This window comes from Gordonia sp. NB41Y (assembly GCF_030718915.1).
GTDB classification, from domain to species: Bacteria; Actinomycetota; Actinomycetes; order Mycobacteriales; family Mycobacteriaceae; genus Gordonia; species Gordonia desulfuricans.
In genome coordinates, this window is sequence record NZ_CP132196.1 from 2,828,067 (window position 1) to 2,847,268 (window position 19,202).

16 protein-coding genes and 1 pseudogene are annotated in these 19,202 nt (G+C 65.1%); 3 read left to right on the forward strand and 14 right to left on the reverse strand.

Annotated features, from left to right (window positions below; all coding sequences use genetic code 11):
* Positions 1 to 158: 158 nt before the first annotated feature.
* Genes Q9K23_RS12140 through Q9K23_RS12170 form a run of 7 tightly spaced genes read right to left on the reverse strand, consistent with a single transcriptional unit; the run spans position 159 to position 7,192 of the window.
* Positions 159 to 1,496: an ammonium transporter gene (locus Q9K23_RS12140; RefSeq protein ID WP_053776160.1), complete on the reverse strand. Its 1,338-nt coding sequence runs from the start codon at positions 1,494 to 1,496 to the stop codon at positions 159 to 161.
* Between the two features lie 58 nt (positions 1,497 to 1,554).
* The gene (locus tag Q9K23_RS12145; protein WP_020793649.1) at positions 1,555 to 2,610 is read right to left on the reverse strand and encodes a DUF3445 domain-containing protein; all 1,056 of its coding nucleotides are present in this window, start codon (positions 2,608 to 2,610) and stop codon (positions 1,555 to 1,557) included.
* Positions 2,607 to 3,626, reverse strand: a complete 1,020-nt coding sequence (locus Q9K23_RS12150; RefSeq protein WP_053776161.1) for a PDR/VanB family oxidoreductase — start codon at positions 3,624 to 3,626, stop codon at positions 2,607 to 2,609. Before Q9K23_RS12150 ends, Q9K23_RS12145 begins: the two co-directional genes overlap by 4 nt.
* Positions 3,623 to 5,179 (reverse strand): DUF3445 domain-containing protein, encoded by a 1,557-nt coding sequence (locus Q9K23_RS12155; RefSeq protein WP_053776162.1) that lies wholly within the window; start codon positions 5,177 to 5,179, stop codon positions 3,623 to 3,625. The genes Q9K23_RS12150 and Q9K23_RS12155 overlap by 4 nt, the downstream gene beginning before the upstream one ends.
* Entirely contained in the window at positions 5,176 to 6,168 is a 993-nt protein-coding gene (locus tag Q9K23_RS12160) for a PDR/VanB family oxidoreductase (protein ID WP_305950521.1), read from the reverse strand. Before Q9K23_RS12160 ends, Q9K23_RS12155 begins: the two co-directional genes overlap by 4 nt.
* Positions 6,165 to 6,803 carry a dimethylamine monooxygenase subunit DmmA family protein gene (locus Q9K23_RS12165; RefSeq protein ID WP_261977643.1) on the reverse strand — a complete coding sequence of 213 codons (639 nt, stop codon included), beginning with the start codon at positions 6,801 to 6,803 and terminating at the stop codon, positions 6,165 to 6,167. The genes Q9K23_RS12160 and Q9K23_RS12165 overlap by 4 nt, the downstream gene beginning before the upstream one ends.
* Before the next feature lie 5 nt (positions 6,804 to 6,808).
* Positions 6,809 to 7,192: an ethanolamine utilization -like protein gene (locus Q9K23_RS12170; RefSeq protein WP_020793717.1), complete on the reverse strand. Its 384-nt coding sequence runs from the start codon at positions 7,190 to 7,192 to the stop codon at positions 6,809 to 6,811.
* A 247-nt stretch (positions 7,193 to 7,439) separates the two neighbouring features.
* Between Q9K23_RS12170 and Q9K23_RS12175 the strand changes: the two genes are divergently transcribed.
* Positions 7,440 to 8,360 (forward strand): phosphatase PAP2 family protein, encoded by a 921-nt coding sequence (locus tag Q9K23_RS12175; RefSeq protein WP_020793720.1) that lies wholly within the window; start codon positions 7,440 to 7,442, stop codon positions 8,358 to 8,360.
* Between the two features lie 375 nt (positions 8,361 to 8,735).
* A complete protein-coding gene (locus tag Q9K23_RS12180) occupies positions 8,736 to 10,256 on the forward strand; it encodes a transposase (RefSeq protein ID WP_305950235.1) in 1,521 nt (506 codons plus the stop codon).
* A 250-nt stretch (positions 10,257 to 10,506) separates the two neighbouring features.
* Here the strand turns inward: Q9K23_RS12180 and Q9K23_RS12185 are convergent.
* A pseudogene (locus Q9K23_RS12185) lies at positions 10,507 to 11,779 on the reverse strand (IS3 family transposase).
* A gap of 80 nt (positions 11,780 to 11,859) precedes the next feature.
* Here Q9K23_RS12185 and Q9K23_RS12190 point away from each other — a divergent pair.
* The gene (locus Q9K23_RS12190) at positions 11,860 to 12,042 is read left to right on the forward strand and encodes a hypothetical protein (protein ID WP_020794670.1); all 183 of its coding nucleotides are present in this window, start codon (positions 11,860 to 11,862) and stop codon (positions 12,040 to 12,042) included.
* A 223-nt stretch (positions 12,043 to 12,265) separates the two neighbouring features.
* Here Q9K23_RS12190 and Q9K23_RS12195 read toward each other — a convergent pair whose 3' ends face one another.
* The 6 genes from Q9K23_RS12195 to Q9K23_RS12220 form a co-directional block, all read right to left on the reverse strand.
* Positions 12,266 to 13,660, reverse strand: coding sequence for an IS1380 family transposase (locus Q9K23_RS12195; protein ID WP_305950522.1), 1,395 nt, complete (start codon positions 13,658 to 13,660; stop codon positions 12,266 to 12,268).
* A gap of 515 nt (positions 13,661 to 14,175) precedes the next feature.
* Positions 14,176 to 14,574, reverse strand: coding sequence for a nuclear transport factor 2 family protein (locus tag Q9K23_RS12200; RefSeq protein WP_020789669.1), 399 nt, complete (start codon positions 14,572 to 14,574; stop codon positions 14,176 to 14,178).
* The gene (locus Q9K23_RS12205; protein ID WP_053778463.1) at positions 14,571 to 15,086 is read right to left on the reverse strand and encodes a flavin reductase family protein; all 516 of its coding nucleotides are present in this window, start codon (positions 15,084 to 15,086) and stop codon (positions 14,571 to 14,573) included. The genes Q9K23_RS12200 and Q9K23_RS12205 overlap by 4 nt, the downstream gene beginning before the upstream one ends.
* Positions 15,087 to 15,088: 2 nt before the next feature.
* Complete coding sequence (locus Q9K23_RS12210) at positions 15,089 to 16,585, reverse strand: 4-hydroxyphenylacetate 3-hydroxylase N-terminal domain-containing protein (protein WP_020789662.1); 1,497 nt, start codon at positions 16,583 to 16,585, stop codon at positions 15,089 to 15,091.
* A gap of 110 nt (positions 16,586 to 16,695) precedes the next feature.
* Positions 16,696 to 18,069, reverse strand: a complete 1,374-nt coding sequence (locus Q9K23_RS12215) for a hypothetical protein (RefSeq protein WP_305950523.1) — start codon at positions 18,067 to 18,069, stop codon at positions 16,696 to 16,698.
* Positions 18,070 to 18,153: 84 nt separating this feature from the next.
* Positions 18,154 to 19,194, reverse strand: coding sequence for a hypothetical protein (locus tag Q9K23_RS12220; protein WP_053778461.1), 1,041 nt, complete (start codon positions 19,192 to 19,194; stop codon positions 18,154 to 18,156).
* Positions 19,195 to 19,202 lie beyond the last annotated feature (8 nt).

The following is a 19,202-nucleotide window of genomic DNA, read 5'->3' on the forward strand; positions in this document are numbered from 1 at the left end:
GAACCTGGGACTAGTACACCCTCGGAGTGTTGCGGTTGTGTTTCCGAACTGTCAGGACGACGTATCCAGCCGGAATGGCTTGAAAGTCTGCGCCACACAACAGAAAACGGGGACCCACCGGAATCCGGTGGGTCCCCGTCTCGGGGTCGCGACAGCGATCAGGTGGTCGCGGCGGTCGGTGAGGGGCTCGGCAGCGCGCCCTCCACGGCCTCGGCGGCCCTGGCCGGCGACATCCCCGACAGCCCACCGTGGCCGACACCCGCGGACGGGATCTCGTAGGCCGACTCGGCGTGCAGGGTGGGGTCGAGGCCCTCGATCTCGGTCTCGGTGTCGACGCGCAGGCCGATGGTCTTGTCCAGGGCCTTGGCGATCAGCCAGGTGACGACAAAGGAGTACCCGCAGGTGATCACGATGCCGGCCAGCTCACGCCACAGGATGTCGATCGGGCCGCCGAACAGGATGCCCTTGACACCGGCGGGGGCCGACTCGGCGGCGAACAGCACGATGCACAGGGTGCCGACGATGCCGCCGACACCGTGGACGGCAAAGGCGTCGAGGCTGTCGTCGACCGGGATGCGCGACTTGAAGCTCATCAGGAAGGCGACCACCGCCGAGGCCAGCAGGCCCACCATCAGCGCACCCAGCGGGTTCATGGTGTTGGCCGACGGGGTGATGCCGACCAGACCGGCGACCGCACCGGTGATCATGCCCAGCGAGGTGACGTGGCCTTCACGCCACCGTTCCACGATGCAGTAGCCGATCATGCCGGCGCAGCCCGAGAGCAGGGTGTTCAGCACGACGACCTGGGTCAGGAAGCTCGCACCCAGTGCGCAACTGCCGTTGAAGCCGAACCAGCCGAACCACAGGATGCCGCCGCCGAGAATGGCCATCGGGACGTTGTGCGGACGCTCGCCACGGCGACGCCGGGTACCCAGGACCACCGCCAGGGCCAGTGCGGCGACACCGGAGTTCATGTGCACCGCCGTACCACCGGCGTAGTCGTGGATCTTGACGGTGTTCAGCAGGAAACCGTCCGGGGCGAACACCCAGTGCGCCACGGGGAAATACACCAGGATCAGCCAGATCGGGGCGAAGATCAGCCAGGCGCTGAACTTCATCCGGCCGGCCGCACCCGATGCCACGATCGCGATGGTGATGGCGGCGAACAGGATGAACCAGGCGGCGAAGTACAGCGTCTGCATGCTGCCGGATTCGTCGTCGGCCATGAAGTCGGTGAGACCGAAGTAGCCGGTCGGGTTACCGATGATGCCCAGTCCGCCTGCCGTCTCACCGTGCACCAGGCCGTAACCGAAGAGCACGTAGAGCACTGCGGTGATGCCCAGTGTCGACATGACCATCGTCATGATGTTGAGGACGTTGCGGGCGCCCACCATGCCGCCGTAGTAGAACGCGAGGCCGGGGAACATGAGCAGGACGAAGACGAAGGCCGCGAGCATCCACGCCAGATCGGCGTTGGCGGCGAGTACCGGTTCCATAGGGGTGTCCTCGGGTCTTTCTGATCGGGGATCTCGTGGATCGGTCAGGAAACGGGCGTCATTGCCCGCGGAGATAGGCGACCACGTCGTCGCGATAGTCCAGAAATCCCTTGTAGGCGGCGATATCCGGGTCGAGCGTCTCGATGACGGTCGCCAGTTGACCGGCCCACTCGGGGATCCGTCGCACCTCCTCGAGGGAGGCCATGAACGTGCGAATATTGAACGTCACGGCACCGGAGGTCGGCAACCGGACAAAATGCTCCAATTCGATACGCAGCCGGGCCCGGCCGAAGTCGGCGTCGGCGACCATCGCCGGCACGTGATCGCGCCACGCCGGCAACTGCTCCAGGCTCACGTCGAGCAGGTGTGAATCCGACGCCGACAGCGTCCAGTTGACCCGGCGGTAGACCTGGTCGGCGGGCAGCCTGCGGAGGAACTGCTCGGCCCGGTCGACGATCCCCGCACGCGTCAAACCCGGTACCGGAGCATGGATTTCGTACATGTCCATCCCCACGTCGAAGCCCACCGACCAGGCCGCGGCGAAGGTGACCACACCGGCGTCGAAGTAGAGGCGCCCGTCGCGTTCGATCACCAGCAACAGGTCGTCGGGAACCTCGCGGGCGAGGAAGTCCAGCGGGTGCGACGGCAGGGTGTCGAGCTCACCGAGAACGAATTCCTGATCGGTTCCGAGCAGCTCGTTGACCCAGTGAAAGTGCCGGTCGGCGCCTTCGGTGAGATGCATCACGTCGGGATAGGAGAGCGCGAGATCGCGCAGGTAGTACAGCAGCAGATCCCAGCAGGCGACGTCCATCCCCGGCCGGATCCGCACCCGGGTGGGGTCGGTGTCGAGGATCCGGCGCCGCTCCCGCATGTAGTCGACGTACTCGGCGCCGCCGAGATCGACCAGATACCGGCCCCATTCGCCGCCCCGGGTACGGCGCGGGATGCGGGCGGGTTCGACGTTGACCGAGTAGGCGAACTCCTCCAGTTCGTCCGGGAACGGCCACGGGATGTTGGACAGATGGTCGACCGGCTGCCCCAGGTAGGCCTGCGCGGCCGCCGAGAGAGATTGCGCCGCGTCGAGGATCTGCGGTTCTGATCGGGCGAGCGTCATGGGTTCACCTCGAGTTCGGTGGTGGCCTCCTGCGCGCGGGACACGCAGCACAGCATGGAATCTCCGGCGGCCTTCTCCTCGTCGGACAGGACGAAGTCACGGTGCAACACCGCACCGGAGGAGACCGGGATACGGCATTCCCCGCACACACCCTGGCGACACAGATTGGGCACGGCGATCCCGTTGTCGAGCAGCCGCTGTAGCAACGAGACTCCCGCCGGGACGTCGATGGTCTCTCCGGTGGCCGCGATGCGCACCGAGAACGGTTCACCCGGATCCTGCTCGGGGGCGGTGAATCGTTCGGAATGCACGCGGGCACCCGGCCAGCCGGCCGCGGCGGCCAGCTCGGCGTAGGAGTCGAGCAACGGGCCGGGACCACACGCATAGGCGTGGGTTCCCAACGGTTGCAAGGCGAACCGGGCCCGCAGTGCCGCCACGGTCTCGTCGACGGAGGTCGCCTCGTGCAGCGTGATGCCGTCGCGGGCCGAGAGGGCACGCACCTCGTCGAGGTGGGCGGCATGCCCCGGCCGATAGGAGTAGACGATGTCGGCGGTGCCGCCGTCGCGGACGATGGCGCGGGCGTGCGAGAGGATCGGGGTGATCCCGATCCCGCCGGCCACCAGCAGCGCATGGTGCTGGTTGGTGATCGGCGCGAACATCGAACGCGGGCCCTCGATCTCGAGGACGGTCCCCTCGGTCACGGTGTCGTGCAACCAGTCCGAGCCCCCACCCGCGCCGCGGCGCAGCACCGAGATGCCGTACGAGGTGGGGAACAGCCCGTCGTCGACCAGGGAGTAGGCGTTGCGATGCTCCCCGGCCGACACGATCACATGACTGCCCGGCTGAAAGGGGGTGAGCATGGAGCCGGGGGCATCGAGCGGGACGAACCGGAAGTGCGTGATGGTCTCGGTGAGCGGTCGCACCTCCACCACCCGCATGGCACGCGGGCCCGTCGAGTATCCGGGATGCAGATGGGTCGAGGCGGATTCGGCGGCTCTCGGGTCGGTGACGGTCATGCGTCCTCCCCCGCCGCTGACGATGCCGCAGGTTCTGCGGCGCTACCCAGGAAGCTGCCCAACGCCGCCGAGTGATGCGCGTGGATCTCCACGGCGACACCGCAACCCGGGCAGACGACCACCTCGCCGGGGGCACCGGCCACCCGATGCGTCCCGGCGCAATGTGCGCAGTACAACGGTAGGTCGCGGGTGTGGGTGACGAAGGCGGCGAGCTCGGCGGCGATCGCACCGGCGGCGCGGGCGATGGCCAGTGCGGTCATCACGTCGTACTGGCCGCCGGCGACGAGAATCCTGGTGCCGGTGCGGGCCTCGGCGAGCGACTGCCGTAGTGCACCGAGATCGTCTGGCTCGGTGAGGGAATCGAGGACCAGCAGTCGGGTGGGGCCCGCATTGGTCGCGGTGTTCACCCAGCTGCGGGCGATGTTCCCGGCGAGCACGGCGTCGTCGTCGGTGCCGATCGCGAGGACGAGAAAGGAGGCACCGGTGACGTCGACCTCCGGCGGCGAGGTGGGCCAGGCGGGCAGACCGAGCGGGGGCGGAGTCGGGGCGGGGGCCGCGGCACGAAGCCACGCGGCAGCGCGATCCCGATACTTGATGATGCCCTTGTAATCGGCCATGTCGTCGGGCAGTTCGGCGAGCACCTCGGCGGCACGGGCCCGCCACGGTTCCACGGTGGCGAGCTGTTCCAGGGAGAGCATGTAGGTGCGGATCAGGAACATCAGGGCGCCGGAGTCGGCGAGACGGATGAGGTGCTGCACCTCCACCCGCAGGTGGACGCGGCGCCCGAACTCGGCGTCGTCGACGGTCTGGATGGTCTCGCGGTCGGGACCCCACTCGGGGTAGATCTCGGTGGACACGTCCAGCCGGCGGTCGATGGTGAGGGTCCAGTTGGTACGCCGGTACGGCTCGTGGGGCTGCAGTCGCTTGAGGAACTCGTGGGCGCGGGTGATCACCCCCATCTGGCGCACCCGCGGGACGGGGCCGTGGATCTCCAGGAAGCTCATGCCGACGTCGAAGCCGAAGCTCCAGTCGGCCGCGAAGGTCACCACCCCGGCATCGACGAACAGCTGATCCGACCGCTGATCGAGCAGAGCGATGTCTTCCTGCACCTGACCGGTGATGTAGCGCAACGGTTCTTCGGGCAGGGTGGCGGCGTCGCCGTAGCGGAACTCCTGGGTGATGCCGAGCAGGTCGTTGCGCCAGCGCCAGGTGTCGGGGCCCAGCGACTCCAGGTGCATGGTCTCCGGGTACGACGTCGACAGCTCCCGCATCAGGGTGAGCATCGCATCCCACGTGGCCGGCACCATGTGTGGCAGCACGGCATGACGGCTGGGGTCGGCAGCGAGAATAGATGCGCGAGAGTCGAGTTCGTGGCGATAGTCGGCGTCGATGTCGACGATCGCATCACCCCAGGTGCCGACCGGGGTGGCGCGCGGCTCGCCGGCCGGCTCCACGTTGGTGCTGTAGCGGTAGCGGTCCTCCGGGAACGGGAAGGGGAAGCCGCCCACCAGCTCGGCGGTGGGTGCGAGGGCGGGGGTGTCGATGAGGGTCACAGCGGTACCTCCAGGGTGGCTCCGTCGGCGGCCCGCGACACGCACGGCATGACGGCGTCGCAGGCGGTCTTCTCGTCGTCGGTCAGGTACAGGTCTCGGTGGATGGGTGTGCCCGCCGACACCGGTATACGACATTCGCCGCACACTCCCTGTCGGCACAGATTGGGCACGCTGACGCCCGCGGCCTCCATGGCCTCGAGCATGCTGGTGCCCGACGGTACGTCGAGGATACGGTCGGTGGCGCTCAGGCGCACGGTGAACGGATCACCGGCGTCCAGGGCGTCGATTCCGAAGCGCTCGAAGTGGATTCGTGATGCGGGCCAGCCCGCTGCGGTGGCCGCGGACACCACGTGGTCGATCAGCGTGCCCGGACCGCACACGTAGAGGTGGGTTCCGATCGGCTGCTCGCGCAGTGCGGCGTCGAGGCGGGGCAGGAATTGTGCACGGCCGGTGAACAGTTCGGCGGCACCGTCGGTGAGTTCGACGACGTCGTCGACATGCGCGGCGTTGTCGGGGCGGTAGGTGTAGAGCACCTGGGTCCGACGGCCCCAGCGTCGGGCCACACGCAGGTGCGAGACGACGGGGGTGACACCGATCCCGGCGGCGATCAGCAGGTGTTTGCGGGCGCGGGCCAGCGGCGCGAAAGCACTGCGCGGCAACCGAACCGACAGCGAGTCACCCGGGTTCAGATGCTCGTGCAGCCAGCGCGAACCACCGTCACCGTCATCCACACGCAACACCGAGATCGAGTAGTGACCGGGGTGCGTGCCGTCGGAGGTGAGGCTGTAGGCGTTGGTCTTGGTGCCCGCCTGCACCACCAGGTGACTGCCCGGCGGGAATGCGGGCAGCGGCCGGCCGGCCGGGTCGGCGAGGGTGAAGGTCGCGATGTCGGCGCCGGGCCGGGTGATGGCGGTGACGACGAGCTGCAGGGTTCCGTCCGGTGCGGGCGCGGTGTGGGGGGTGGCGCCGGCGTCGGTCACAAGGGTCATGCCGGTGACTCCTGGGAAGGGTTGTCGGGGGGTGCGGTCGCGGCAGGTGCCGTCCCGGGGGGTGTGGTCTCGGCGTCGGCCATGAAGCCGAGGAAGCTGCCCGAGCGCCGGGACACGTGGTAGTAGACGAGCAATCCGCGGCCACACCCGACACAGTCGACGATCGCGTCCAGCCCGGCGTCGGCGGTGGTGATGGTGCGGCAGTGCGAACAGAACACGTCGATCGGCCCGGAACCGACTGGGACGACCTGGATCTCGTCGTCCTCGACACCGGCCGCAACAGCCGTGGCCCGGGCCGACAGGCATGCCCCGATGGGGCCGGTCAGCAAGACCCGGACCCCGACGGTGGCCTCGGCCAGTGCGGCGGCGAGGGCGTCGACCGCGGTGTCGGCGTCGGCCGCCTCGATCAGGCGGCCCGGAACGCCGGCGAGGGCCGGTGCCCACGCCGACGTCACAGCGGCCGCCGCCGGACCGATCCCGACGAGAAGATACGACGATCCGGTGCACTGCGGTGCCGGGATCTCGGTGTTCCCGTCGGAATCGGTTGTCGGACGAGCCCATTCGGGAATGCTGGTGAACGGGAGCTGCGTGCGGGTACCCGCCGAGATGTCGGCGGACAGTTCGGCGGTCGACACGAGACTCAGAGCAGGGTCGAGTCGCGGTGGCCCGCGTAGAAGGCCAGTGCGTAGTCGGGAGTGGTGAAGTAGATCTTGGAACCCTTCGGGAAGAAGATCGCGTCGTGCTTCTTGGCGACGGTCTTCTGGCCGGTCTCCTTGTTCTCCAACAGGAACTCACCCTCGAGGACGACCTTCATCTCGTCGTACTCGTACTCGTAGTACAGAGGTGCGTCGGTGTGGCGGAGCTCGAAGTAGCCCGAGCACATCACGCTGCCGCCCGGGTTCTCGTAGACGTCGCCGATGAAGCCCTCGGTGCCGGGGTATTCCGCCTCCGGCATCTTGGGCAGGCTCTTCCAGGCGTCGGGGGTGACGAGGAACTCGACGGCGCTGCCGGTCTCAACGGTCATGGGTGTGTTCTCCTTCTTGTTGTGCCGATCTCGGGGGTCGTGGGCGATGTCGGACGGGGAAAGCTCTTCTCGGATGGGCGAAGTGATCCGTTTGGATCACCGTAGGAAACTTGTTGCCTGTTATTAGACGCAGCGGATGTTTCCACTGAATGTCGCGTGTGTTTAATCACCCGCAACATGAGAAGTGGCCGGCCATCCACGGGTCGGACCCAGGGTTCTCCCAGGCTCATCCCCTAGCCTCGGATCCATGAGTGTCCTGGCAACGGCGCCACAGAACGGTGGTGTCGATCCCTACCGTGGTCGCAGCGCCGGTGGCGGTGCCGGTCGAGGCACCCCGGGCGTCGGCGGATCGATCGCCCTGGCCGTCATCGCACTGGTGCTCGCCGGCGGTGTCTACGCCGTGGCGATCTGGACGTCGTTCGGTCAGCTCGTCGACCAGTACGTCCTCGACGCCGTGCGCAGTTCGTCGGCAGTGGCACATGTACCCCATCTGCTCACTGTCGACGCCGTGACCGATCCCAAGGTGTGGCTCGTCGCGGCCGCCCTGGCCATCGCCGGCAGCCTGATCCCCGGCATCACCGGACAGTCGCGGATCGGTCCGACGCTGGGCCGCACGGCCGTGCTGCTCGCCTTCCCGCCCGTCGTGATCCTGGTGGTGCGGTTCCTGCGGGACGTGGTCCTTCCGCGACCGCAACTGCACGACTGGATCGTCGAGACCTCGAACTCCGCACCCAGTGGACACACCGCCGCCGTCATGTCGTGTGTCGTCGTACTCATCGCCGCCGCGCCCAAGTGGTTACGACCGGTCGTCATCGCACTCGGTGGTACGTGGGCATCGGTGATCGCGTTCGGGCTGATCGCCGACGGCTGGCATCGGCCGAGCGACGTGGTGATGTCGGTGCTGATCGTGATCGGCCTCGGGGCATTGCTCCCGGATCCGCATGCGGCCACCGCGGCACCGCGCGGAATCGGCGTGTTCTCGGTGCTCGCCGTGGTGGCGTCGGTGGTCGCCACTCCCCTGCTCGTCGGGCAGTCCTACGCCGACACCCGGCAGGTGGTGACCGCCGCCGGGATCGCCGTGGTGGTGGGCCTCGCGCTGCTCGTCTATCGCCCGTGTGCGTACGGGGCGCGTCGGAGCGTCGGGCGGACCTCCGGGCGCGGCAGGTGACCACCTCTGCGGTGGTCGCCACCGGAGGCAACCTCCACAGATTTCGACACGGGTCCTCGCGATGCTCGGTCCCGGCTCAATCACCGAAAGAAACAGCGGCAGTCGACGGTTGAGCCGACGAGGAGCGCAGCGACACGTCGCCGTTCCCGATCAACAACGGTGGTTGAGCCGACGAGGAGCGTAGCGACAAGGCGTGTCGAAACCTCAGACAGCCGACGTCGCCAACTGACCACCTCCGAGGTGCGCACCAACACCCTCGACCCACCAGATTTCGACACGGGTCCTCGCCCTTCGGGGCTGTTGCAAAATGGGGTGGCCAGGTTTTGGCGCCTGTCGCACACCCATTCTTGAGGTGTTGTAGACGATAATGGGTTGGTGGCCAAGGGATATCGACCAGTCGACCGGGATCAACAGTATCTGTTGCCGCCGAGCATGCGGGAATGGTTACCCGCTGACGATCCGGTGTGGCTGGTCATCGATGCGGTCGCCGGACTCGATACCAAGAAACTGCATGCCCGCCGATCCGTCGGTGGTGTGGGCCGGGCCGGTTATCACCCCGACATGTTGTTGACGTTGCTGATCTGGGGATGGGCCCAAGGCCAACGATCCTCCCGGAAACTGGAACGGTTGTGTCACCGCGATATCACCTACCGCATCATTTGTGCTGGTGACGTCCCCGACCACGTGACGATCTCAAGGTTCCGCGCCGAGTGCGCCGAGGTGGTCGAGGACCTGTTCACCCAGGTCTTGATGTTGTGTGCACGGGTCGGGATGGTCGAGTTGGGGGTGGTGGCCCTCGACGGCGTCAAGATCGCCTCGAACGCCTCGCTGGGAGCCAACCGCACCGAAGCCGGCCTGCGTAAAGCACTGGCCGCCGAAGCCGCCCGCGCCGCCGCCGAACACGCAGACACCGATGCCGACGAAGACACCACAGACGGTGACAGTGGTTCTGGTGACCAACTACCGGCCGAGTTGGCCGAACCCAGCATCCGGGCACAACGGATCGCTGATGCCCTCGCCCAGATGCCTAAACCCGCAGTAGATCCGGTTGAACGGGCCCGCTCCGAGGTTCGCGTGCGGGAGAGCTCGTATGCGCGGGTCGCAACGATCCAGCAGGAACGGATCGACCGCTGGTATCAAGGCCGGGTAGGACGTCCGCCGAAACCGATCGATGAAGCCGTGACGGTCGTACAGGCCCGTGCCCGACTCGATGCGGCGATCACACGTGCCGAGCAGGCCGTCGCCGCTGCAGCATCCGACACTGGTGCCAAATTGGATGGGCCGCAACGTAATATGACCGACCCGCAGTCGCGGTCGATGCCGATGCGTGGGGGTGGGTGGGTTCAGGGTTACAACTGTCAGGCCGTGACGAGTTCGGATGGTGTGATCATCGCGGTCGAGGTTTCCAACAATCCGTCTGATGGTGCGATGTTCGTCGGTATGAGTAAACGGGCTGTTGCGGCTGCCCAGGTGATCGATGCGGCACGACCAGAAGGGGCCGACGCCAACGGTATTGGTGTCATTCTTGCCGATGCCGGGTATCTGTCCGAGGAAGCGTTGACTGCTGGGGGTCCTGACCGGCTGATCGCGACGGGAAAGTCACGAGAGCTCAATCGCACCGCCCGTGACCAGCCAACTGTTGGTCCACCTCCCTCCGACGCCACCCCGGTTGAACAGATGGCTCACCGGTTGGCCACGGTTGAGGGTTCCGCGCTGTACCGGCAACGGAGTCATATTGCTGAGACACCGTTCGGGCATGCCAAACACAATCTGGGTTTCCGTCGATTCACCAGTCGTGGACAACGCCGTGCGACAGCGGAATTCACGTTCCACGCGTTGACTCAGAACCTGTTCAAGGCTTTGGGGGCAGGTCGTCTGGTTCCCACTGCTGCCTGACCGGCACCATGGGGGCACCCCTCACTGGTGCCGCCGGCCGGTGGTCGTCGGCGGCCGAAAATGGAGCGGTACCCGAAGTCCATTTTGGAACAGCCCCCTTCCGGCTCGGTCCCGGCTCAATCAGCGAAGAGAATTCCGGCTCGGTCCCGGCTCAATCACCAAAGGGAAACCTCACCAATCAACCACCGGCCGTTGATGGTTGATCCCGGCTCAATCAGCAAAGAGAACCATCCCGGCGTTTCCGGAGACCTCATCTTGTGAGTGCTTCCTCCGGTCTGAGGGCACGTCTGTGATCGTAGTGGAACTGTTCAGCCTCGTCTGGGGTCAGGTCGTCGCAGTAGGTGTGCGGCCGTTCCTGGTTGTAGAACGCGACCCATTGCGCGGGCGCCAGTGACAGTTCGGTGACCCCGGGGAACCGGGGCTGGTTGTCGACGAGCTCGTTCTTGTAGTCGGAGTTCACCGATTCGGCCAGAGCGTTGTCGTAGCTGTCTCCAACACTTCCGACTGAAGCGGCGATCCCGGCCTCGGCGAGGCGCTCGGTGAACGCGAGCGCCGTATACTGCGAGCCAGCGTCGTTGTGATGGGTCAAACCGTCCAGATCCGTTACGCCAGAACGCATTCGGGCCGCGATAGCGTTATCGATGGCGGCGGTGACCAGGTCCGTCGTCATCTGTGAGGCGACCTTCCAGCCGACGATCTTGCGGGCGAACACATCGGTGACGAACGCCGCGTACGCCCACCCCGTCGCGATACGGCAGTAGGTGAAATCGGCCACCCATAAGCGGTTCGGTTCCGCCGCCCAGAACCGGCGATCGACCAGGTCTTCCGGCCGCTCGTGGTCATGGTTGGGGCGGGTGGTGTGCGGGCTCTTCTTCAACGCGCCGTGCCACCCCATCTCCCGCATGAGGCGCTCGACGGTGCAGCGGGCGACGTCAATCCCGTCGCTGCGCAACTTAATCCACATCTTCCGCGAGCCGAGAACCTGGTAGAGCTGCTGCTCCTTCCGGAGCGAGTAGATCGCGTCGATGACCTGCGCATCGGCGACCATACGTGCAGTGGGCTGCTTGTTGACGTGCTCGTATATGTGGATGGGGCGATGGGCAGACCGTGCTCGGTGAGCACTCGGCACATCGGATCGACTCCCCAGACAAGACCATCGCCGCCCACCCGGTTGCCCTGGTGAGCGGCGATGAACTCCACGATCAGCGGTGTGGCCGGTCGATCTCGGCCGCGAAGAAACTGGCTGCCGCCTTCAAGATCCCGTTGGCGCGTTTGAGTTCCGCATTCTCCTTCCGCAGGCGTCTGACCTCATCACCGTCGACCGCTGCCTCCGACACCGCAGCGGCTGCTTCGGGGACGTTGCGGACCCATTTGCGTACCGTCTCCGCCGACCCGATCCCGAGCAGGCCGGCGGTCTTGTTCATTGCCGCCCACTCCGTCGACCCGTCGGCCACCAACTGGGCCACCATGTCCACCGCGTCCCGCTTCAAATCAGCCGGGTACCGCTTCGTTCCTGATGCCATGGCATCCATCCTTCCGTGAGACACAGTCTCCGGAAACTCCGGGATGGATCAACGCCGAACTGCGCGCAAACGGCCGATTGGTGGCCGAGAAGACTGTCGCCAAGATCATGGCTGAACGTGGGATCGCCGGGATCAGCCCACGCACGTTCTCGCCGCCGACAACGGTGGTCGATCCGTTCGCTACGTTTCCTCCTGATCTGGTCAACCGAGCCTTCGATCAGGGCCGGATTGATGCCGTCTGGACATCGGGCATTCCTATCTGACCTGCGGCGAAGGCGGTATGTACCTGTGTGCGATCAAAGATGAACACTCTAACCTCGATGTTTCGTCGGGGGTCGCCCGGTGTTTGAGCGGGCCCGGAGTGGTGGTCTGAGGACCGGATTCCGGACCGGGGCCGTGAGTGGGTGGCCGAGCGTCGGTGGGCGTCGGGGTTCACGGCCCCGAAGTGCGTTGTCCTTTCAGTCGGTGGGTCAGGCTGGCCGGGGGTCAGCCGGGGTCGGGAAGTGCTGCGAGTCGGGTGAGTCCGTCGAGCAGTAGCTGCCGGTGGGGTGCGGTGGCGGCGAGTTTGAGTCGGGTCCGCCGCGCGTGACGGGTCAGTCGGGCAGCGATCGAAAACAGTTGTAGTCGTAGCCGTTTGGGTTCCCACCGTCGGGCGGGGGTGGTGGTGAAGGCGAGCATCTGCGTCCAGGCGATCAACTCACACGCCACCGCGACGATGGCACACCAGATGCGGTTCTGATCAAAACCGTGCAGCGGAAGGTTCGCCAGGCCGCAGTCTTTGGCGGTGCGGATGCGGTCCTCGCAACGGGCCCGCCGCCGGTGGCGTAGTTCGAGTTCGGCGAGCTGGCCGCGGGGTGTGTTGGTGGCGAACGCGGTCAGCCGCATGCCGTCGGAGTCGGTGAACCGCAACTGCGCTCCCGGATGCGGTGTCTCTTTCCGGACGATGACCCGCATCCCGGCGGGCCAGCCCGACAGGTCCAGCATGCCCGTCAGTTCCGCGACCCACGCCCCGTCACGCTCGACACCGTCGGCGTCGTAGGCCGGGGTCCACGCCTCGGGTAGTAGTCGGTCGACGATCTCGGCGATGGCCTCGGTGAGTCCGAACCCGACCGAGTAGGCCAACCGCCGCCTGGTCAGATACTCCAGGAATTCGTGGGTACCGCCAGCCGAATCGGTACGGATCAACACCGTCTTGCCGACCCGATAGCCATCGACGCCGGGTACCTGGACCAGGGCCTGCTCGACGACGGCGATGTGATCAGCAGCGGTGTTCGACCCGGCATTACCGGGCCGCAACATGATTGCGAGGGGTTCGCCGGTGCCGGCGGCTTGGTGGTCGGCGAACGCGCACAGCGGGTGAAATCCGTAGCCTTTCTTCCAGTTTGGGGTGGCGTGTTCTTTGTCGGAGTGTGCGGTCACCAAGGTGGCGTCGAGATCGATGATCAACGGATGACGCGCATCGCGGTCGTGGTCGGGGGCTGCGGTGCCGGCCGCGGTCCACGCCTGCGCCCGGGCGGCGGCGCGGGCGGAGTTGATCGCCGACAAGGCTGCCGGTGCTTCGGTGGCCAGTGTGGAGATCAGCCGCGACACCGTCGGATCCGAGGCCACCGGCCCGAACACGCCCGGGTCGGCACGGATCTGGTTGATATCAGCCAGACAGTCGCCGCCCAAGGCGACCGCGACGGCGAGGTCGAGCAGGATCTTGCCCGGATCGTGAGTGGCCAGAGGCTTGCGCCACGGCGTCAACCCGGTCGACAAGTGCCTGCTCAGACCGGTTTTCTCGGCCGCCCGCAGCAGGACCGTCGCCCCGGCGTGCGACACCACCCCGGTTCGGGAACCATCTACAGACAACGACGGGTACCACGACGTAGACTTACTCACCTGAATGGTGCTCCTCGAACTGGTCCGATTGAAACTGTGGTAAGTCCAATCATCCCAGGTCAGGGCACCATTCTTCATTCACGACACGGAATCAGCGTGAAAGCCCGAGGCTAAACGCGTGCTGAGGCGGGCGGTCGCCGATCATATGGCACCGAGTTGGTGACGATGCAGTCGAAATGGCAGTGCGGATGCGTCGAGGGCGTGTGAGAGGAACAGTTCTGCACTCGGACAGGGGGGATCATCCCAATATACTGCCCATGCCATGGCGAACGCCTGCCAGCCGCATGGTCTGTTTGGTCTGTTGCGGTCTCGATGGGCCGGACCGGCGTCTGCCTATTGGCCGGCTAATCGGGGTCGACGTTCAAACATGAGCATTACTACCGGCATAGCTACATCAACAAGTCTGAATTGGTTGAAATCAGCGTGAAAGCCCGAGGCTAAAGAACCGACCGCAGAAGCCGTCAATTCTCAGAGAACTGACGGCTTCTGCCGGATACTCCAGGTTCGAATCTGGGTCACACACCACTGATCTGCCGAGCAAACTCCGCCGAACTCCAGAAGTCCATCGTTTCCCTGATCATCCGGTCGCCGAGGATGAACACGTGGATACCGGGCAACCGCACCGGGCGCACGGTGCCGTCTCGGAGTGTCCACTCGCCGGTCAGCTCGTAGTGCACCGCGAACCGATCGTCACGCCCCAGCAATTCGGTCACCGCCCACCTCGCATTGCCCATCCGGGATACGAACCCCGTCAGCGATCGCGCGATCTCATCACGGCCGGCGGCCGTGACCCCTGACGCGAGATCGCGGTGGAGCCCATCGACGGCATAGAGGTCGGCGGCGACGGCCGCAGCATGCTCGTTGTAGGCCGTGTAGAAACTGTCGACAAGCGTCGTCGACGCAGGAGAACTCACTTGTTCTCCCACCTGGCCAACCCGCAGTACTGTCGATTGGAGTACACCAGCGGATCGGCCTCGTCGAACATCACCGCGCTGGTGACACGGCCGACGAAGATTCGGTGATCGGCCACATCGAGTTGCTGCTGCACCTGGCAATCGAGATGTGCAAACGCGCCCTTCACGCAGCCATCCACCCCCGGATGAAGGTGATCGGACTGATCCAGGAACTTCGCCTGCCCCGCCGCAGACCCGAACTCGGCCACTGGCTGCGCGTCGGTGCCCAACAGCGCCAATCCGAATCTCTGCGTTTCCGACACCGCAGCTGCTGCGGCGGTGTGCGACGACAACGAGATGATCAAAGTTGGTGGACTCACCGACACCGAGCACCACGCGGTGATGGTCGTGGCCCACTGCCTGCCGTCCATCTCTGCCACCACAACGCTCACCCCGGCCGCCGATCGGCGCATCGACTCCAGGTACAGCTCGGTCACCTCAGTCGGGGAATCCAGCACTCGTTCACCCGCCATCTCTACAGTCCCGCAATCTTCCGTGCCTTTGCCGCCATCATGTCGCGCGGATACTCGGCCCAGATCCGCTCATGCAGCAACGGTGCCGGCGTCGCGTTGACGTTCTCGAACAGCTCCACCCGACCGGCCAGCCCCGAACTTGTCAGATCCCATACGAAATTCATTAGCCGGTTCTTGTCCTGAGCAGAGATTCCGTGTCCGGGCAGCAAGGAATCCAGCAATGCCCCGGTCTCGGCATTGTCGAAATCGGCCTTGGAGAACCGCATCACCAAACCCTGACCACACAGTTCCTGCAGAATGTGGATGATGCGTGGGTAGTTCTGAATCGAATGCAACCGCCCCGACGTGAGCATCGGGATATCCGGGCACAGAACGCCACCCTCGGTCATGAATGCCCCATCCTCGGCGGCAATGATGAACGCCTTGAGGGTCTGGGCGTAATTGATCAGCTCGGACACCTGGGCGCGCACCGCCGGAATTCGGGCGGTGCCCAGCGCATCGACCACTGCTTGGGCCGCACCCACGAAGATCTCGGCCTTGTACCAGAGCCGGGTGAGGATGTGCCAGTGCAGCCAGGCACACACCCGGCCGTAGTACTGCAGCAGTTCGGGGTCGCCGACATTGAAGACCCGGTCATTGGGGATCAGTACGTTGTCGAACACGATGAACTGATCGGCTTCCTCGCCGCGGTAGGCCACCGGATGATCGAAAGGATCCGCACCCGGCTTGGACACCGGCGGCCGACTGATCAGCTTGATTCCCTCGGTTCCCACCGGGAGCGCCGCCCACACGCAGGCCTCAGGCGGAAAGTCGGGCCGCAGCAGATTGGTGAACACGATCTCATCGGCCTGCGCGGCAATCGAACCCACCGATTTCGCACCCGATACGCGCACCCCGCCCGTCTCCTGCGAGACGATCCGCAAAAGACCTGCCGTGGCACCGGAGGGCCCAGAGCGATCGTTCTGCGGGTCGGCCAGCACCTCGGCCATCACGATGTTCGAACGCTTGCCGTGCTCGAGATAGGAGGTGATGTTCGCGGCGAAATTCGGGTTGTTGCGGGCGAATTCCGGTGACGACTTCTCGAACGTCGGCTGATATGCCTTGAGTCCCACCGCGATCAGCGGAGCCAGGTCGAAGGTGCGGCCGTAGGTTCCCACACTCTTCATCGTGGTGTATTCGATCACTGCACGCCGGCGACGCAGCTCCTCGATGGTGGTGGGCACCATCCAGGCAGCACTGATGGTCGCGTCCAGTCCCGCATCGTAGGTGGTGAGCACGTCGGAGTGCTCGGCGCTGAACTGGTCGTCGAATATCGAGGCGAGCATGTCCACACCCGCCGAAAGTGCGGGAACGGAGGCCACATTAGCCGCTTCCTGCCCATTCACCCAGATTCGTCGGCCGTCGTCGATCGATTGCTTGAACTGGTCACCGGTGCGCAGGTAGACCTTTTTGCCCGTCGGGGTGGGGTGCTCAGCCGCTGGCTGTTCGGTTGTTGTCATTGCGATATTCCTTTCGTGTCCCGTGACACGGGTTTGTGTGCAGATCAGTAGGTTCGAGGCTCAATAGATTGCGGGCTCAGCAGGTTGCGGGCGCCCAGGAGATTGGGGCGTCATGCATGTCCGGTCGATGAGGTCGCCGGCTGAACAACAACCATGTCCTCGGTCTGAGTCTCAGGCAAGCTGCCGGCGGAATCACCTCCTCCCCAGTAGTATTCGTCGAGTCCACGGTCCATGGCCTCATCCGAAACGCGCAGTCCCACAGTGTGTTTGAGGACGGTCGTGAGAATCAGTGCGGCGACGGCACCACTGGCCGCCATGGCCACCACTCCCAAGAGCTGCCAACCGAGGTTCACTTCTGCCCCCTGGAATGCATAGGTTCCGGATTCGACGCCGGAGACCCCACCGGTAGGTGTGCCCCACGCGAACACCCCGGTGGCCAGTACGCCGTAGACTCCGCTACCGATGCCCAGGCCGATGATCTTCTTCTCGTCCAGGCCGATCCGCGTGACGAAGCGTAGGGCAAGTGCGGTGAGCATCGGCGCAAAGAAGGCGATGATGGCCACCTGCCACGCCTCCAGAATGTCCATTCCGGGGGCGCAGGAAACAAAACCGCAGAGTGGCGAGAGCGCGGTGACGATGATGTTGCGCGTGAGATACCCGACGACGAGGCCACCTACGGCGCCGAAGGCGAAGGCCATCATGATGTTGATCGACACCACACCTAAACCGGATGTGCTGTAACTGATACCGAGGAATCCGACGTCCGGGATGATGATTCCGCAACCGAGTGCGTAGACGGCGCACCCGAACATCATCATGAGCAGACCGACGATACTCAGCCCCAGTGCATTCAGTTCGAGATCGGCCTTTTGGGCCGGTCCGAGACGCCACACCAGGACCAGCCCGAAGAAGGCCGCGAAGATGTACAGCGGCGCGACTCCCAGGAAGTCGTGATATCCACGAGCGGTGAGTGGGCTGGCCGATCCCCAGGTCAGATAGATGTTGAGGGGGCCCACCAGGCCACCGACCACGGCTGCGATGATGAAGTACGCCTTGGCCTTGAGTCGCTGCAATCCCAGCGAATGCAGCACCGCCACAGCCGCACCCATGAATATGGCGTTGAATGCGAGGAATACCTGATGCACGTCGGCATCGGCGAAGACCGCTGGGTCGGTTTCCGATGCCGGGGTGGTGGAGAACGATCCCCACAGCGACCAGTCGGTGAACAGGTCGCCAAAGCTTCCGGTTCCGGTCGCTTGATTGAACTGCCAGTTCCAGATCGCGTTGCCCACCACTGCATACGCGGCAACTGCGATGAAGGTTCCGATGAGCTTCTGAACCGCGGTGTCGAGACGATTCTTTCGGGACACCAGCCCGACGTCGACGAGGGTGATGCCGGCGACGACGATAATCACGGCTGCCACACATATGGCATAGAATCCCGCAATCGACATGCTGGTACCGCTGACCTGTTCAGGAAACATGAGGGCAAACTCCTAGCGAGGGTGGATGATCGAGGTGACCGATGCGTCCGCGCCGCTGAAGGCACACCGGGAAATTCGGGCGGGTCAGAGTGACGTCTTACCGACGAGCGTTCCCGCCTCCACTACGGGCACACCGTCGAGACTTATAGTGCAGTTGCGCATGGCGATATCGAGGTGGGCGTAGGAGTCACGGTCGAGGAACGGGTGTGGGCCGGTCGACCACAGGAAGTTTCCGGCGAACGCGCGTGCATCCATGCCCATGAGTTCGTGCTTGGCGTATAATGCGTGCGCGAACCAGTCCGCACTGTGCATTAGCCCCCAACCCATGTGCGAGAGGTATCGACCCCACTTGTCCTCGGTGTCGGCGAAGTACTGACGCAGCATCTGAGCGGTGAAGCCACCGGCGATGGTGTCGATGTAACCGTTGACGATCGTCAGAACGGTCTCATCCACCACGTAATCCTTGAACGGCAGCACGATGTCGCCCGGTGCCAGCACGATCTGGCCGTTGGAGACCTCCGGCCAACACATCGCCATCGTCGATGGCCAGTGATCCCACCGGCCGGGGTCGTCGGCGAAGCCGGTCTGGAACCCTGGGTGGCAGTTGCTAATGTCGACGACGAGATCGGTCCCGGCAACCGAGGTGACGTGCATGCTCGTCGACGAGCGGATTTTTCCCACGGCATCGGTCACGCGGATCTTGTCGGCCGGGGTGGGCATGTTCCGAACCAGCACCTCGGGTGGGTCACACACAAAGAGGATGCGTGTCCCGGCCGCCAAGATGGTTTGTTGCACCGGCGCGTGGATGAACCCTTCCCGGGTGAGATCCACGACGAGATCGGCTCCCGTCAGCGTCCCGATCGCGAGATCGTCGGTTAGCACCGATTCGAGTCCAGACCCGGCGCCGGTGTGGGTGGGTGGCACCGGTGTGGGGCCACCGCCGGGCGCAGTCACGACCAGGACGTGGGCTCCCAGCGCCTTGCCTGCGGCAAAGGCGGCGCCGATGTAGTCCTGCCGGCTGGTCGGTTCGGCGAGAATCACCAGGTGCTCGTCGCTGGTCAGCCGGCACAGCCGCAATTCGTCGGTGAAGGCCGCAACAAGATCGGCCGTTGTGAGTGCTTGCATCGTCTCCT

Excerpts from the sequence above, each read along its gene's own strand:
- Q9K23_RS12170 (WP_020793717.1), bottom strand. The coding sequence starts at position 7,192 with ATGACCGTTGAGACCGGCAGCGCCGTCGAGTTCCTCGTCACCCCCGAC.
- Q9K23_RS12175 (WP_020793720.1), top strand. The coding sequence starts at position 7,440 with ATGAGTGTCCTGGCAACGGCGCCACAGAACGGTGGTGTCGATCCCTAC.
- Q9K23_RS12145 (WP_020793649.1), bottom strand. The coding sequence starts at position 2,610 with ATGACGCTCGCCCGATCAGAACCGCAGATCCTCGACGCGGCGCAATCT.
- Q9K23_RS12150 (WP_053776161.1), bottom strand. The coding sequence starts at position 3,626 with ATGACCGTCACCGACCCGAGAGCCGCCGAATCCGCCTCGACCCATCTG.
- Q9K23_RS12215 (WP_305950523.1), bottom strand. The coding sequence starts at position 18,069 with ATGTTTCCTGAACAGGTCAGCGGTACCAGCATGTCGATTGCGGGATTC.
- Q9K23_RS12205 (WP_053778463.1), bottom strand. The coding sequence starts at position 15,086 with ATGGCGGGTGAACGAGTGCTGGATTCCCCGACTGAGGTGACCGAGCTG.
- Q9K23_RS12160 (WP_305950521.1), bottom strand. The coding sequence starts at position 6,168 with ATGACCCTTGTGACCGACGCCGGCGCCACCCCCCACACCGCGCCCGCA.
- Q9K23_RS12140 (WP_053776160.1), bottom strand. The coding sequence starts at position 1,496 with ATGGAACCGGTACTCGCCGCCAACGCCGATCTGGCGTGGATGCTCGCG.
- Q9K23_RS12220 (WP_053778461.1), bottom strand. The coding sequence starts at position 19,194 with ATGCAAGCACTCACAACGGCCGATCTTGTTGCGGCCTTCACCGACGAA.
- Q9K23_RS12210 (WP_020789662.1), bottom strand. The coding sequence starts at position 16,585 with ATGACAACAACCGAACAGCCAGCGGCTGAGCACCCCACCCCGACGGGC.